At 60.2% G+C, this 16,231-nt stretch carries 11 protein-coding genes; 1 reads left to right on the top strand and 10 read right to left on the bottom strand.

What is annotated here, in order from left to right; all coding sequences use genetic code 11:
- Positions 1–99: 99 nt before the first annotated feature.
- The 7 genes from dbpA to betI all read right to left on the bottom strand — a co-directional run bounded on the left by dbpA (position 100) and on the right by betI (position 10,324).
- Positions 100–1,437: an ATP-dependent RNA helicase DbpA gene (gene dbpA, locus ACYZT9_RS24820; RefSeq protein WP_462010284.1), complete on the bottom strand. Its 1,338-nt coding sequence runs from the start codon at positions 1,435–1,437 to the stop codon at positions 100–102.
- A gap of 105 nt (positions 1,438–1,542) precedes the next feature.
- Positions 1,543–2,970: a multidrug transporter subunit MdtD gene (gene mdtD, locus ACYZT9_RS24815; RefSeq protein ID WP_462007819.1), complete on the bottom strand. Its 1,428-nt coding sequence runs from the start codon at positions 2,968–2,970 to the stop codon at positions 1,543–1,545.
- A gap of 175 nt (positions 2,971–3,145) precedes the next feature.
- A complete protein-coding gene (locus ACYZT9_RS24810) occupies positions 3,146–4,483 on the bottom strand; it encodes a TldD/PmbA family protein (protein WP_462007818.1) in 1,338 nt (445 codons plus the stop codon).
- Positions 4,483–5,925, bottom strand: a complete 1,443-nt coding sequence (locus ACYZT9_RS24805; protein ID WP_462007817.1) for a TldD/PmbA family protein — start codon at positions 5,923–5,925, stop codon at positions 4,483–4,485. Before ACYZT9_RS24805 ends, ACYZT9_RS24810 begins: the two co-directional genes overlap by 1 nt.
- A 288-nt stretch (positions 5,926–6,213) precedes the next feature.
- Positions 6,214–7,917, bottom strand: coding sequence for a choline dehydrogenase (gene betA, locus ACYZT9_RS24800; RefSeq protein WP_462007816.1), 1,704 nt, complete (start codon positions 7,915–7,917; stop codon positions 6,214–6,216).
- Between the two features lie 233 nt (positions 7,918–8,150).
- Positions 8,151–9,623, bottom strand: coding sequence for a betaine-aldehyde dehydrogenase (gene betB, locus ACYZT9_RS24795; protein WP_462007815.1), 1,473 nt, complete (start codon positions 9,621–9,623; stop codon positions 8,151–8,153).
- Positions 9,624–9,730: 107 nt separating this feature from the next.
- Positions 9,731–10,324 (bottom strand): transcriptional regulator BetI, encoded by a 594-nt coding sequence (gene betI / locus ACYZT9_RS24790; RefSeq protein ID WP_150711219.1) that lies wholly within the window; start codon positions 10,322–10,324, stop codon positions 9,731–9,733.
- A gap of 378 nt (positions 10,325–10,702) precedes the next feature.
- Between betI and ACYZT9_RS24785 the strand changes: the two genes are divergently transcribed.
- Positions 10,703–12,652: a BCCT family transporter gene (locus ACYZT9_RS24785; RefSeq protein ID WP_462010283.1), complete on the top strand. Its 1,950-nt coding sequence runs from the start codon at positions 10,703–10,705 to the stop codon at positions 12,650–12,652.
- Positions 12,653–12,906: 254 nt separating this feature from the next.
- Here the strand turns inward: ACYZT9_RS24785 and choV are convergent, their stop codons facing one another.
- The 3 genes from choV to ACYZT9_RS24770 form a co-directional block, all read right to left on the bottom strand.
- Positions 12,907–14,085, bottom strand: a complete 1,179-nt coding sequence (gene choV / locus ACYZT9_RS24780) for a choline ABC transporter ATP-binding protein (protein ID WP_214379383.1) — start codon at positions 14,083–14,085, stop codon at positions 12,907–12,909.
- The gene (choW, locus tag ACYZT9_RS24775) at positions 14,082–14,927 is read right to left on the bottom strand and encodes a choline ABC transporter permease subunit (protein WP_109635476.1); all 846 of its coding nucleotides are present in this window, start codon (positions 14,925–14,927) and stop codon (positions 14,082–14,084) included. The genes choV and choW overlap by 4 nt, the downstream gene beginning before the upstream one ends.
- 77 nt (positions 14,928–15,004) lie before the next feature.
- Positions 15,005–15,955 carry a choline ABC transporter substrate-binding protein gene (locus ACYZT9_RS24770; RefSeq protein WP_462007814.1) on the bottom strand — a complete coding sequence of 317 codons (951 nt, stop codon included), beginning with the start codon at positions 15,953–15,955 and terminating at the stop codon, positions 15,005–15,007.
- Between the last annotated feature and the right edge of the window lie 276 nt (positions 15,956–16,231).

Below are 16,231 nucleotides of genomic sequence, written 5' to 3'. Positions count from 1 at the left end.
TCGCGATGGCAGACTGTCAAACAACATCAATGTTGAATGTATCGGCCTCATCGCGAGCAAGCTCGCTCCCACAGGGGATCTGCTCTGGGGCAAAGATCCTTACAGGATACGCACGCGCAACGAACGGCCTTTGATTTTGCCTTCGTTCAGGCGCTGCACGGCCTGCTTGGCCACTGCGCGTTCCACGGCCACATACGCCTGGAAATCGAAGATCGCGATCTTGCCGACCTGAGCGCCGGGAATGCCGGCATCGCCGGTCAGTGCGCCGAGAATGTCACCCGGACGGACCTTGTCCTTACGGCCCGCGCCGATGACCAGCGTGCTCATGGCCGGCAGCAACGGGCCTCCGCCCTGAGACTTGAGGTTGTCCAGTTGATCCCAGCTCAACGGCGACTTCTGCAGTTGCTCGATAGCCTGGGCACGGTGCGCTTCGGACGGGGCGACCAGGCTGATCGCAATGCCTTTCTCGCCAGCACGACCGGTACGGCCAACGCGGTGAATGTGGATTTCCGAATCACGGGCCAGTTCGACGTTGATCACCATGTCCAGCGCATCGATGTCCAGACCGCGTGCGGCGACGTCGGTGGCCACCAGCACCGAAGTGCTGCGGTTGGCGAACATCGCCAGGACCTGATCACGGTCACGCTGTTCCAGGTCGCCGTGCAGGCCGACAGCGGAAATGCCTTTGGCGGTCAGGTGATCAACGGTTTCCTGAACCTGCTGCTTGGTGAAGCAGAAGGCCACGCAAGAGGCCGGACGGTGATGCGCAAGGACTTTGACCACCGCGTCCATGCGGTCTTCCGGGGAAATCTCGTAGAAGCGCTGCTCGATCTGCGTGTCGTCGTGGAACGCCTCGGCCTTCACTTGCTGCGGGTTGCGCATGAACTTTGATGCGAGCTGCTTGATGCCCACCGGGTAGGTGGCGGAGAACAGCAGGGTCTGACGACGTTCCGGACACTGGGCGATGATTTCTTCGATGGAATCGTAGAAACCCATGTCGAGCATGCGGTCGGCTTCGTCGAGGATCAGGGTGTTCAAGCCATGAAGGACCAGCGAGCCTTTGCGCAGATGCTGCTGAATACGACCCGGGGTGCCAACAATGATGTGCGCGCCATGCTCCAGCGAGCCGATCTGCGGGCCGAACGACACGCCGCCGCACAGGGTCAGAACCTTGATGTTGTCTTCAGAGCGGGCCAGACGACGGATTTCCTTGGCGACCTGGTCAGCCAGCTCGCGCGTCGGGCAAATGACCAGCGCCTGGCAACCGAAGAAGCGCGGATTGATCGGGTTCAGCAGGCCGATACCGAAGGCGGCGGTCTTGCCGCTGCCGGTCTTGGCCTGGGCGATCAGGTCCATCCCCTTGAGGATCACCGGCAAGCTTTGCGCCTGGATCGGCGTCATCTGGGCATAACCGAGGGAGTCGAGGTTAGCCAGCATGGCGGCGGACAGCGGCAAAGTATTAAAAGCGGTGGCGATGGTGGTCACGGGACTGGCCTGCAAAACAAAATGTCGCGCAGTGTACCAGCCCAGTGGCCATTCGCCCTAAGGCTCGATGTGTTCTTCCGGACGTTTGACACGCCGTCCGTCATCCTTTGACAGCTGCGAGAAGATCGTTGCGGCCAGCATCGCCATGATTCCGACCGTTACGAAAGTCAGCTGGAATGCGCCCAGAACGGTGTCTGCGCCGTCATTACCGACTTGCGCCGTGAACCCGCCGAGCAAGGCGCCGGCGCACGCCACACCGAGACTCAGGGACAATTGCGCCACCACCGACAACAAGCTGTTGCCGCTACTGGCGCTGGCGTCGTCGAGGTCGATCAGGGTCACGGTGTTCATCGCGGTGAACTGCAAGGAGTTGATCGCGCCAAGGATCGCCAGCATGCCCAGCAACAACCAGTACGGCGTCTGTTCGCTGACTAGCCCCATGCTTGCCAGCATCAGTCCCAGCGCCAACGTGTTGCCGGTCAGCACGATGCGATAGCCCAGGCGTTCGATCAGCGGTCGCGCCACCGACTTGGCGACCATCGCCGCAGCGGCGAGCGGCAACATGCTCATTCCGGCCTGGGACGGCGAGTAACCCAGCGCCACTTGCAGCAGCAACGGCACGAGAAACGGCAGGGCGCCACTGCCCAGACGCGCGAACAGGTTGCCGAGAATGCCCACGGCAAACGTCCGGGTCTTGAACAGGGACGGCGCGAACAGCGGATTTTCGATGTGCCCGGCCCGCAACCAGTACGCCGCCAGGCACGCCATGCCGCCGAACAGCAACAACATCACGCGCAAGTGCGGCAGGTGCAGTTCGCCGAGGCCTTCCATGGCGATGGTGATCAGTATCATCGCTGCGCCAAACAGCAAGAAGCCGAGGCTGTCGAAACGCGTGCGCTCAGAACCGCGCAGGTCGGGGATGAATTTCCACACCGCGTAGCAACCGACGGCGCCGACCGGCAGATTGATCAGAAAGATCCAGTGCCAGGTCAGGTATTCGACCATCCAGCCGCCCATGGTCGGGCCGATCAACGGGCCGAGCAGGCCGGGAATGGTAATGAAGCCCATGATCCGCACCAGTTCCGAGCGCGGGTAAGCGCGCAGCACCACGAGCCGCCCGACCGGCAGCATCAGCGCACCGCCCAGGCCCTGAATCACCCGGGCGCCGATCAGCATGCTCAGGCTGCTCGACAGAGCGCAGAGCAACGAGCCGATGCTGAACAACAGGATCGCGCCGAAGAAGATTTTCTTGGTGCCGAAGCGGTCGGCGATCCAGCCCGAGGCGGGGATCAGCAAGGCGACGGTAAGCATGTAGGCGATGATCACACCCTGCATACGCAGCGGATCTTCCGCGAGGTCGCGGGCCATGGCCGGCAGGGCGGTGTTGAGGATGGTGCCGTCGAGGGACTGCATGAAGAAGGCAATGGCGACGACCCACGGCACCCAGCGGGCGGTGACAGCGTCGAGAGGCGGGCGGTTAGGCATGGGACCTCTTTTAGGTTGGCAACGAACCAATGTGGCGAGGGGATTTATCCCCGTTGGGTCGCGAAGCGACCCCAGAACCTCTAATCGCGGAGTTTCAGGCACACCGCATTCACCGGGTTTGCGACTGCTTCGCAGTCGAACGGGGATAAATCCCCTCGCCACAGGGGTTTTGTATTTACAGGGTTAGCGTCAGTCGGCTGATCAACGCCCCCGGCAACAACGCCGAAGCCGTCGCCCGTTGACTGTAGGTGCTCGCCGACAACAACAACTCCCGCTCTTCGGTCAACGCTTCCAGCTGCGATCCAAGCAAACTGTAGACGCTGTCATCAAAACGCATGGTGCTGACCGGCGCCTGAATCTTGCCGTTCTCGACCCAGAAGGTCGCAAAGCGCGTCATGCCGGTCAGGCGTGCCGCCGGCTGGTCCGAGTAGTTCAGGTACCAAAGATTGCTGATGTACAAACCCGTGCCGAGTTGTTTGAGAATCTCTGCATCGGGCAACGCCCCGGCCATCATGTTCACCGCGCTCGGCATTTCACCAGCGCTGGCGCCATTGGCGGTCAAGCCATACTCGGCCGCACTTCGGGAACTGACCATTTGTGCACCGGCGTTGCCCTCGACAATCAACTTGAGATCGCTGCGCGGATAACCTTCGCCGGAAAACGCCGGACTCAACGAACCGCTGACTTTTTCATCGACAGAGACCAATGGGCTGAACGAACTGTCACCTGCGTAAAGCTTTTGCAGCGGACTGTTTTTACTGGCGATCGACTGCGCCGAGAAACCGCCCCAGCCCAGCATGTCCATGATTTCTCCCAGGGCTGCAGGGGCGAGATAGGCGCGATATTGCCCGGGTGCCAAAGTGCGTTGCGGCCTGCCGAGAAACGCCAACTGCTCGCGTGCCTGTGCAAAGCGTTTGGCAAACCCTTCGCTGTTCCAGTCATGCCCGGCGTAACTGGCCTTCACCGCCTGCCCGTTGGCATGAAACAGGCTGAAGTCGAAGTTGAAGCTGTTGGCCTGATGCCAGCCGAACGCGCCCGAGGAACTGGCGAAACCGCGACTGATCGGGCCAGCCGCATAGAAGCCCACCAAGTCCAGCCCCTCGGCAGCCTGGGCAATTTCCGCGACCACTCGCTCGGTGTCCGGCAGGGGATGCTCTTGCACGTTTTTGCTCTGCCAGCCGTTGTGGTTGAGCAGCAGGTACGGATCCTGCGGCAGCAGCGGCAAGGTGTCGCGCAGTTGTTGCAGCCCTTCGGCCAGGCGCTGGGTGTCGACTTCCACATCGCCCGACAGCGTAATGTCGAGGTCGGCATGCCGGCCCTCGTTGATCAGTTTGAAACCGACGCTCGCCTGTTGCACCTGACCGGCCTGACGCACCTTCGCATGGTTGAAACGCACGAAGGCCGACGACTCGGCGGCGTAGCTGAGGGTGAATTGCTCCGGTTCGCGAATCGCATCGCGCAGCCAATGGACCAAGGCCTTGAATGCATCGGACTGATTGTTTGGCGTACTCATCAGGCGTCTCCCCCAAACACATCCACGTTGCTGAATACACAGGCCGGCGACGCATGGCCGACACGGATCACCTGATTCGGTTCGCCCTTGCCGCAGTTTGGTGTGCCAAGGACCTTGAAGGTGCTGGCGTCGCCGACGGCGCTGAGGCTCTTCCAGAACTGCGCGGAAATCGCCCGGTAGTTCGGGTTTTTCACCACGCCTTTGAGCTCTCCGTTTTCGATCAACTGAGCCCATTCGCAACCGAACTGGAACTTGTTGCGCGCATCGTCGATCGACCAGGAACGGTTGGTGCTCATCAGAATGCCGTGCTCGATGTCGCCGATCAGTTGCTCCAGCGGTTGATCGCCAGGCTCGATGTTCAGATTGGCCATGCGGTCGATTGGCGGCCGGTTCCAGCCGCAGGCGCGGCTGTTAGCGACGCCGTCCATGCCGGCACGGAATTGCGACAGTGCACCGCCCAATGGACGCAGCAGCAAGCCTTCCTTGATCAGAAACTGCCTGCTCGCGGCGCTGCCGTCGTCGTCATGGCCGTAGCTGGCGAGTTGCTCAGGGATGTCCGGGTCGAAGGTCACGTTGAGCAGTTTCGAACCGTATTGCAGATGGCCGAAGTCTTCTGCCTTGACGAAGCTGGTGCCGGCGTAATTGCGCTCGTCACCGAGGATGCGGTCCAGTTCCAACGGGTGACCGATGGATTCGTGAATCTGAAGCATCATCTGGTCGGGCATCAACAGCAGGTCGCGCGGGCCTTGCGGGGTGTTCGGTGCCAGCAGCAGTCGCAGCGCCTGATCGGCGATTTTCGGGCCTGCACCCACCAGGCCGCAGCGTGTGATCACATCAAAGCCGCCTTGTTGGCCAAAATTTTCGCGGCCGAGTGTTCGGGTCTGGCTGTCGCTGCCGTCGTAGGCGGTGACTTCCAGGCTCGGGTAGATAAAACGCTGGGCCTGGCGCAGTTCAGCGCCGGCGCTGTTGAGGTAAATCTGTTCGACATGGGTGATGCCGATGCTCACCTGCCAGTTCACCAGGCGCTCGTCCTTGGGCACAGAAGCGGATTCAGCGCCGAGCAGTTGATAGCAATCGCACAGGGACGGGAAGGACTGGTCGAGGTTCGGCGAAAGGTAGTCGGCGCAATCGCTGGAAACGGCTTGCTCGCGCAGGTCGAGCAGCGCGTGGGGCTTGAGTCGGCGGGCTTGTTGCTCGGCTCTTTCCAGCGCGGCTTGCAGGCCGGATTGGGACAGGTCGTTGGTCGCGGCATAGGCTTCGACGCCGTTGACGCGCACGGTCAACATCGCGCCTTCGTCACGGCTCAGGCTCGGAGGTTCGGCGACGTTCTTGCGCACCGACAGGTACTGGCCGGACTCGCGCACATAACGCAGCGAAAAGAATTCAGCGCCCGTGCGCAAGGCAGCGAAGCGCTGCTTGAGCTGAGGGTGGAAATCGAACATTCGGGAACCTCCTTGGTATGGAGTGGCGATGTAGCGGTACTGCGAAGGGAGAGGTGAAACGTTTGCGTGGCGCTAGATTAGGCCTGCGTGGGGGGTTGGATCAAGCTTGGATCGGTGTAGGAAAGGTTTACCCGAGGTGGGTCAGGGGGAGATGTATTGTTTGGTCGGGCCCTTTCGCGAGCAAGCTCGCTCCCACAGGGGGCCGGGGTTGATCACAAATCTGTAATCCAACCGGAAACCTGTGGGAGCGAGCTTGCTCGCGATTGGCCGTGACGCGGTGCAGCTGTCTTACTGCGCTGTAGGGCTCACATCCCGCAACGGCTTGCCGCGTACCGGTGCATCGCCGGCCACGTAGTAATCCGCCTTGCTACGCGGCAGCGGCTGGCGACCACGGATCTTGTCGGCGATTTTCTCGGCGATCATGATCGTTGGCGCGTTCAGGTTGCCAGTGGTGATGATCGGCATGATCGAGGCATCGACCACGCGCAGGGCTTGCATGCCGTGCACACGACCTTCGCCATCGACCACGGCCATCTCGTCGGTGCCCATCTTGCACGAGCAGGACGGGTGGAACGCGGTTTCGGCGTGTTCGCGAATGAACTTGTCGAGCTGCTCATCGGTTTGCACGTCGATGCCCGGACTGATTTCGCGGCCGCGGAAAGCGTCCAGTGCCGGCTGTTGCATGATTTCACGGGTCAGGCGGATGCCGTCACGGAATTCCTGCCAGTCCTGCTCGGTGGCCATGTAGTTGAACAGGATGCTCGGGTACTCGCGTGGATCCTTGGACTTCGCCTGGATGCGACCACGGCTCGGCGAACGCATGGAACCCATGTGCGCCTGGAAGCCGTGCTCTTTCACGCCGTTGCTGCCGTTGTAGTTAATCGCGACCGGCAGAAAGTGATATTGAATGTTCGGCCAGTCGAATTCTTCACGGGTGCGGATAAAACCACCAGCTTCGAACTGGTTGCTGGCGCCGATGCCGGTGCCGTTGAACAGCCATTCGGCACCGATGGCCGGCTGGTTGTACCAGAGCAGCGACGGGTAAAGCGAGACCGGTTGGGTGCAAGCGTATTGCAGGTACAACTCAAGGTGGTCCTGCAGGTTTTCGCCGACGCCTGGCAGGTCGTGGACCACCGGGATGTCGAGCTTGTTCAGCAGTTCGGCCGGGCCTACACCCGAACGTTGCAGGATCTGCGGCGAAGCGATGGCGCCGGAGCACAACAGCACTTCCTTGCGGGCGCGGGCGTCAACGCGTTCTTCAGCGGCGCCGATCAGGTAACGCACACCGACTGCACGCTTGCCTTCGAAAAGGATCTTGTCGGTCAGGGCGTGGGTGACGATGGTCAGGGTCGAACGCTTCTTGGCGACGTCCAGGTAACCGCGCGCGGTGCTGGCGCGACGGCCGTTCGGCGTCACCGTACGGTCCATCGGGCCGAAGCCTTCTTGCTGGTAACCGTTCAAGTCTTCGGTGCGCGGGTAGCCGGCTTGCACGCCAGCTTCAACCATGGCGTGGAACAACGGGTTGTTGCCTGCCTTCGGCGTGGTCACGCTGACCGGACCGTCGCCACCGTGGTAGTCGTTCGGGCCGATATCACGGGTTTCCGCCTTGCGGAAATACGGCAGGCAGTTCAGGTAATCCCAGTCTTCAAGACCTGGCAGCTTGGCCCAGTTGTCGTAGTCCATCGCATTGCCACGTATGTAGCACATGCCGTTGATCAGCGAAGAACCGCCCAGGCCCTTGCCGCGACCGCATTCCATCCGTCGGCCGTCCATGTGTGGTTCTGGATCGGTTTCGTAGGCCCAGTTGTAGCGACGGCCTTGCAGCGGGAACGCCAGGGCAGCCGGCATTTGCGTGCGGAAGTCCAGGCGATAGTCCGGGCCACCGGCTTCGAGCAGCAGAACGGTGACGCCTTCGTCTTCAGTCAGACGGGTCGCCAGGGTGTTACCGGCGGAGCCGGCACCGATGATGATGTAATCGAATTCTTGGGACATTGAATGCACCCTCTTTGAAGTTGGTTCAGGTCGCGGTCGCCGAGCTACCACTTACTTGTGGCGAGGGAGCTTGCTCCCGCTCGGCTGCGCAGCAGTCGCAAAATCAGCGACTGTGTTCTTTCTGAATGAATGCGGTGCCTGGAGTTGGGGCCGCTTCGCAGCCCAGCGGGACGGTGCGGCGATCCGACAAGCTCCCTCGCCACAAAGGGCCACAACGCCAGAACCGCGTCAGATCAGAACACCGAGGCGTAATCGCCCAGCTCAACCTGTACCGATTTGATGCGGGTGAAGTTGTTCAGCGAGCTGATGCCGTTCTCACGGCCCACGCCCGACTGCTTGTAGCCGCCGACCGGCATCTTGGCGTCGGACTCGCCCCAGGCGTTGATCCAGCAGATACCGGCTTCCAGTTGATGAATCACGCGGTGAGCGCGGTTCAGGTCCTTGGTAACGATGCCGGCAGCCAGGCCGAAGTCGGTGTCGTTGGCACGACGGATCACTTCTTCTTCGGTTTCGTAGGTGAGGATCGCCATCACCGGGCCGAAGATTTCTTCACGCACAATAGTCATCTCGTCGGTGCAGTCGGTGAACACCGTCGGGGCCACGAAAGCGCCTTTGGCGAATTCGCCTTCGGTCAGACGGCTGCCGCCGCACAGTACGCGAGCGCCTTCTTCCTTGCCCTTGGCGATGTAACCCAGCACGCTTTCCATGTGGGCGAAGCTGACCAGCGGGCCGAAGTTGGTGTTCTCGTCTTCCGGGTTGCCGACGCGGATGCGCGCGACGCGCTCGGCGATTTTGGCTTCGAACGCGGCTTTCAGGTGGCTCGGTACGAACACGCGAGTGCCGTTGGTGCAGACCTGACCGGAACTGTAGAAGTTGGCCATCATCGCCGTGTCGGCGGCGCGATCGAGGTCGGCGTCGTCGAAAATGATCAGCGGGGACTTGCCGCCCAGTTCCATAGTCACGTCTTTCAAGGACGAGCCGGAAGCGCTGGCCATGACCTTCTTGCCGGTATCGGTGCCGCCGGTGAAGGAGATTTTTTCGATGCGTGGGTGCTCGGTCAGCCAGGTGCCGACTTCACGGCCGCTGCCGGTAAGGACGTTGAACACGCCCGCCGGTACGCCGGCTTCAGTGTAGATTTCGGCCAGTTTCAGCGTGGTCAGGGAAGTGACTTCGCTTGGCTTGAAGATCATCGCGTTACCGGCCGCCAGGGCAGGAGCGGATTTCCACAGGGCGATCTGGATCGGGTAGTTCCACGCGCCGATACCGGCCACGACGCCCAGCGGCTCGCGACGGGTGTAGACGAACGAAGTGGTGCGCAGCGGAATCTGCTCGCCTTCGATGGCCGGGACCAGGCCTGCGTAGTATTCCAGTACGTCAGCACCGGTGACGATATCGACGTAGCGGGTCTCGGAGTAAGACTTGCCGGTGTCCAGGGTTTCCAGGGCGGCCAGTTCATCGTTGCGCTCGCGCAGGATGTCCACGGCACGACGCAGGATGCGCGAACGCTCCATGGCGGTCATCGCGGCCCAGATTTTCTGGCCCTTTTCGGCGCTGACTACAGCGCGCTCGACGTCTTCCTTGGTTGCACGCTGTACGTTTGCGAGGACTTCACCGTTAGCCGGGTTGATGGCTTCGAAAGTGGCGTCGCTGCTGGCGTCGGAGTAACCGCCATCGATGTAGAGTTTTTGCAGTTCGAAACGGGCCATAGTGTCCTCGCAAGTGCATAAGTGGTTGGCGTTGACTACCGGGCGTGCCGTTACGCAGTTGGCATCGCCTTCGGTAGCGTTCAGGGGTTGAGCGTTTTATGTGTGCTCTAACTCACCTGCTTGGCCAATTGGAAATCCATGTATTCGTAAGCAATCCGGTGCGCCTGTTCCGTGTCGAAAGCATCTCCCGACAGCGCGCCGCGCAACCACAAACCGTCAATCAACGCCGCCAGGCCTCGGGCTGCACTGCGCGCGTCATCGAGCGGCAATACACGGCGGAACTGGCAACACAGGTTGGAATACAGACGGTGATCGTTGATCCGCTGCAACCTGTGCAAAGACGGGTGGTGCATGCTGGTGGCCCAGAAGGCCAGCCAAGTTTTCATTGCCGGGCCATTGACCTGGCTGGCGTCGAAGTTGCCTTCGATGATCACCTGCAGATGCGCCCGCGGGCTGTCATCTGTCAGCGCCTGACGGCGCGCGGTGACGTTCTCGCTGAGGACACTCATCAGATACTGCGCGGTGGCAGCGATCAGGCCGTTCTTGTCCTGAAAATAGTGACTGATGATGCCATTCGAGACACCGGCCAAACGGGCGATCAGCGCAATGCTGGCGTCCCCCATCCCGACCTGATCGACGGCCTGCAATGTGGCTTCGATCAATTGCTGGCGGCGGATGGGTTGCATACCGACCTTGGGCATCTTGCACATCTCCTTAGGCCTTCCGGCAGACGCAAAACGTCGATCGGATTGAGGGCCAGTCTATTTTGTTTTGATTGAACGTTCAATCAACAAAGAATAAGATCTGCGACAATTCGTCGCTGCCTACAGGTTTTTCCTACACGTAGTTGGCGGAAAAACGACCTCTGAAAATGCTCGAAACCCCTGCGCACTGGCGCTCTCGGGTTTCGGGCTTTTTTCGGGGTGTCTTTATATCACCCGCCGGTCGGCTGCCCACTAACCGATTGGTCGGGTATCGCGTTGCCTTGTGTTCTTCTCTCGCACTGCCGGAGCATCTGTGCCATGAGTTCTGCCTCTCTAATAAAGACCCCGCCCGAGAAGGTGACGGTCAACGGTTGGGTGTTCTACACCTCTACCGCGCTGATCCTGCTGTTGACCGCCATTCTGATCATCGCCCCGCAAGAGGCCGGCAGAATGCTCGGAGTGGCTCAGGCTTGGTTGTCCCGCAGCTTCGGCTGGTACTACATGGTGGTGATCGCCGCTTACCTGGTTTTCGTGGTCGGCCTGGCGTTTTCGTCCTACGGCAAGCTCAAGCTGGGCAGCAAGGACGACACCCCGGACTTCAGCTACGGCGCCTGGGCGGGGATGCTGTTCTCGTCGGGTATCGGCATCTCGCTGTTGTACTTCGGTGCATCCGAGCCGCTGGACCACTACTTCAATCCGCCGGAAGGCGTGGCGGGCAGCAACCTCGCGGCACGTCAGGCGGTTCAGCTGACCTTTCTGCACTGGGGCCTGCATGGCTGGGCGATCTACGCACTGGTCGGTCTGGCCGTTGCGTACTTTGCCTACCGTCATAACCAGCCGCTGGCGTTGCGTTCGGCGTTGTATCCGCTGGTCGGCGAGCGTTGGGTCAAAGGCGCGGCCGGTCATGCGGTGGACGGCTTCGGCATGTTCGTGACCCTGCTGGGGCTGGTGACGAACCTGGGGATTGGTTCGCTGCAAGTGTCGTCGGGACTTGAAAACCTGTTCGGCATGGAGCACAGCAACACCAACCTGCTGATCGTGATCATCGTAATGAGCACCGTAGCGACCATCGCCGCCGTGTCCGGTGTGGAAAACGGCATTCGTCGTCTGTCCAACCTGAACATCGTGCTGTTCAGCGGTCTGTTGATTTTCGTGCTGCTGTTTGGGCCGACGTTGCACCTGCTCAACGGTTTCGTTCAGAACGTGGGGGACTACCTCAATAGCGTGGTGCTGAAGACTTTCGACCTCTATGTGTACGAAGGCGACAGTGAGAAATCCGATCGCTGGTTGGGCCTGTGGACCCTGTTCTACTGGGCCTGGTGGATTTCCTGGGCGCCATTCGTAGGTATGTTCATCGCGCGTATTTCCCGTGGTCGCACGGTGCGTGAACTGGTGGCCGGCGTGCTGCTGATCCCGCTGGGTTTCACCCTGGCGTGGCTGTCGATCTTTGGTAACTCGGCCCTGGACCTGGTGATGAACCACGGGGCGGTGGAGCTCGGAAAGACGGCGCTGGAACAGCCGTCGATGGCGATTTACCAGTTGCTGGAGCATTACCCGGCGTCGAAAGTGGTGATCGGTGTGTCGATTTTCGTCGGTTTCGTACTGTTCCTGACCCCGGCGGATTCCGGCGCGGTAATGATGGCCAACCTTTCGTGCAAGGGCGGCAACGTCGATGAAGATGCCCCGCACTGGCTGCGGATTTTCTGGTCGGCGGTGATCACGCTGGTGACCATCGGCCTGTTGTTCGCCGGTAACTTCGAAGCGATGCAGACCATGGTGGTGCTGGCCGGGTTGCCGTTCTCGTTGGTATTGGTGTTCTTCATGTTCGGATTGCACAAGGCCATGCGTCAGGACGTGCAGATCGAACAGGAGCAAGCGGAACTGGCTGCGCGCGGCCGTCGTGGTTTCAGCGAGCGGTTGACGCAGTTGGACCTGCAACCGAACCAGTCGATCGTTCAGCGTTTCATGGACAAGCAAGTCACTCCGGCGCTGGAAGAGGCGGCCGTGTTGCTGCGGGGTCAAGGCCTGGAAGTGCAAACGTTGCTGGGCAAATCGAAGCGATGCATGGGGGTGCGGATCGAGATGGAAGAGGGCAACCCTTTTGTCTATGAGGTGAGCCTGGATGGTTATCTGGCTGCGGCAAGCGACACGGTGTCGGCTGAAAGCGCTGACGAGCCGCGCGCACGTTACTACCGCGCCGAGGTGTACCTGCACAACGGCAGCCAGGACTACGACCTGATGGGCTTCACTCACGATCAGATCACCCGTGATGTGCTCGATCAGTTTGAAAGCCATCGGCAGCTCCTTGGCCGGGTCTATAGCTAAAACTTGAGGTGATGCGGTGCAAATAGCTGCACCGCAGATCCATTGTGGCGAGGGGATTTATCCCCGTTCGGCTGCGCAGCAGGCGTAAAACCGGCCAGCACGATTCATCTGATGTTCCGCGGTGTCTGGTTTTGGGGCCGCTTCGCTGCCCAACGGGGATAAATCCCCTCGCCACAGTGTTTCGTATTCACATTCAAATTTGTGCACTAACAAAAACGCCGCGATCCTCTCGCGGCGTTTTTGTGTCGGCGGCCTTAACCCAGGTTCTTGCCGAGCAACGCGTGATACAGCTCGCTGTCGCCGAGAATCCCGACGACATGGTTGTTGTCGTGCAGCACAAGTTTGTTGCCGGTCTGATATCGAATCTGCAGCGCATCGCGCATGCCGATGTTCGAATCCACCAGGGTAGGTCGACGACCCAGGCCTTCTACGGCTTGACCCGGTACCCAGTTCTGCAGATCCAGGGCTGAACCATTCTGGCGTGCACCTTTGATGGTGTTGCCTTCGGCCAGGTCCAGCCACGAATCGCCGCCCGGATCGAGGCAGACCGAACCGTTGATGCGTTTGCAGTTGTCCAGCGTGCGCATCAGGCTGCGACCGCACAACACGTTCAACGGGTTGGTGTGCGCGACGAAGGTGCGCACGTAGTCGTCCGCCGGGTTCAGCACGATTTCTTCAGGCTTGCTGTACTGGACGATCCGGCCGTCTTTCATGATCGCGATACGACTGCCCAGTTTCAGCGCTTCATCCAGATCATGGCTTACGAAAACGATTGTTTTGTTCAGTTTGCTTTGCAGCTCCAGCAGTTCGTCCTGCAAACCCTGGCGGATCAACGGGTCGAGGGCCGAGAAGGGTTCGTCCATCAGCAGAATGTCGGCGTCCATCGCCAGGGCGCGGGCCAGCCCGACACGCTGCTGCATGCCGCCGGAGAGCTCGTCGGGCTTCTTGTTGCGCCACTGGGTCAGGCCCACCAGCTCAAGCTTTTCGTCCACCAGTTTGCGGCGTTCTTTTTCGGGACGGCCCTGCATCTCCAGACCGAAGCTGATGTTCTCGCGCACCGTCAGCCAGGGCATCAGGGCGAATTTCTGGAACACCATCGCGATGCGCTTGGTGCGCATCATTTTCAGTTCTGCCGGGGTACAGGAGGCGATGTCGATCTGCTTGCCTTCGTGCTCGACGAACAGCTTGCCGCGGCTGACGGTGTTGAGGCCGTTGATGCAGCGCAACAGGCTGGATTTACCGGAGCCGGACAAGCCCATCAATACGCAGATTTCACCCTTTTCGACGTCCAGGCTGGCCTTTTCAACGCCGACAATCTGCCCGGTTTTTTTCAGGATCTGGTCGCGGGTCATGCCCTGGTCGAGGAGTTTCAGCGCCTCGCGCGGGTCTTTGGAAAAGATTACGTCGACGTCTTCGAAGCGAATAATGCTCATGCGTCACCCCCTACTTTAGCGTCGGGTTGTTTGCAGATACGGTCGAGCATGATCGCCAGCAATACGATCGCCAGGCCGGCTTCGAAGCCCAGGGCGATATCAGCAGTGTTCAGTGCGTTGACCACGGGTTTGCCCAGGCCATCGGCGCCCACCAGTGCCGCGATCACCACCATCGACAACGACAGCATGATGCACTGGGTGATACCGGCCGCGATGCTTGGCATGGCGTAGGGCAGTTCGATGCGTGCGAGCAGTTGACGGCGCGAACAGCCGAAGGCTTTGCCGGCGTCCATCAATTCTGCGGGAACATCACGGATACCCAGGTAGGTCAGGCGGATAGGCGCGGCAATCGCGAACACTACCGTGGAAATCAGGCCCGGGACCACACCCAGCCCGAAGAGGGTCAGGGTAGGAATGAGGTAAACGAAGGTCGGTACGGTCTGCATCAGATCGAGCACCGGACGCATCAGGGTGTAGAACATCGGCTTGTGCGCGGCGACGATGCCCAGCGGCACGCCGATGACCACGCACACCAGGGTGGCGAACAACACCTGGGCGAGGGTTTCCATGGTTTCCTGCCAATACCCCAGGTTGAGGATCAGCAGAAAAGAGGCAATGACGAAAACGGTCAGCCCCCACTTTCGTTGAATGAAGTGTGCCAGTAGCGCGATGAGGCCGATCAATGCCAGCGGGTTGAACCAGGTCAGCGCGAAAGTCACGCCGTGGATCATCGTTTCGAGCGACACGGCGATGGCGTCGAAGGTGTTGGCGCCGTGTTGCGTCAACCATTCAACGAAGCCCGCGATGTACTGGCCTAGAGGTATTTTCTGATCAATCAGCATGGTAGTGAACGTCCGCATGCAAGGAAGTAAACAGCCCGGGCAGGCGAACCCGCCCGGCGTAAGCGATGCCCCTTGATTTAAGGCTGTGCGAGCTTGGCTTTCACGGCCTCCAGGCCTGGTTTACCGTCAATGGTGGTTACGCCAGCGAGCCAGGTATCGAGCACCTGTGGATTCTTTTTCAGCCAGGCCTTGGCGGCCGCGTCAGGCTTCATTTTGTCGTCCAGGACGTTGCCCATCAGCGTGCTTTCCATGTCGAGGGTGAACGCCAGGTTTTTCAGCAACTGACCCACATTGCTGCATTCCTGGGCGTAGCCCTTGCGGGTGTTGGTGTAGATGGTCGCCTGGCCGAAGTTCGGGCCGAAATACTCGTCGCCGCCGGTCAGGTACTTCATCTTGAAACGCGTGTTCATCGGGTGTGGTTCCCAGCCCAGGAACACCACGGCGGTGTTGCGGCGCTGGGCGCGATCGACTTGCGAGAGCATGCCGGCTTCGCTGGACTCGACCACCTTGAAGCCGGCGGCTTTCAAGCCGAAGGCGTCCTTGTCGATCATGCTCTGGATCAGGCGGTTGCCGTCGTTACCCGGTTCGATGCCGTAGATCTTGCCGTCGAGTTCTTTCTTGAACTTGGCGATGTCGGCGAAATCTTTCAGACCCTTGTTATACAACTCTTCCGGGACGGCGAGTGTGTATTTTGCGTTTTCCAGGTTAGCGCGCACCGTCTCCACGGTACCGGCCTCGCGGTAGGCCTTGATGTCGTTTTCCATGGTCGGCATCCAGTTGCCCAGGAAGACGTCCATGTTCTTGCCGTCGGCCAGCGACTTGTAGGTCACCGGCACGGAAATCATGGTGGTTTTGGTTTTGTAGCCCAAGGCATCGAGGACGACGCTGGTGGTGGCGGTGGTAACTGTAATGTCGGTCCAGCCGACATCGGAGAAGTTTACGGTACTGCACTGAGCGGGTTCTGCGGCTTGAGCCAGTAACGGCAGACTCAGCATGGCGGCCAACAACAACGACGGGGAACCTTTCATGGATGGACTCCTTGGTGTTTTTTTTGGCAGTGTTCCGACTGGACCACCGCACTTATAGGTTGCGGTTGGATGGCGTTTTGGAGACAGCTCTACCACGGCGCCGTGCAATCGAGTCGATACGATCATGTACCAGTGAAAATCTGACGCCTACAGGGTGCGTCGTATCCAGTACAGGGATGGTCGCATCCAGTGTCGGTGAGGTCGTTTACAGCTATTTTCAGCCCTTTCTGCTCCTTTGAACCGTAAAAAAACCGTGAAAGCGTAGCGCGGATGGCT

The organism is Pseudomonas sp. ZT5P21, from assembly GCF_054897785.1.
This window is presented reverse-complemented; position numbering and strand designations above follow the sequence as displayed.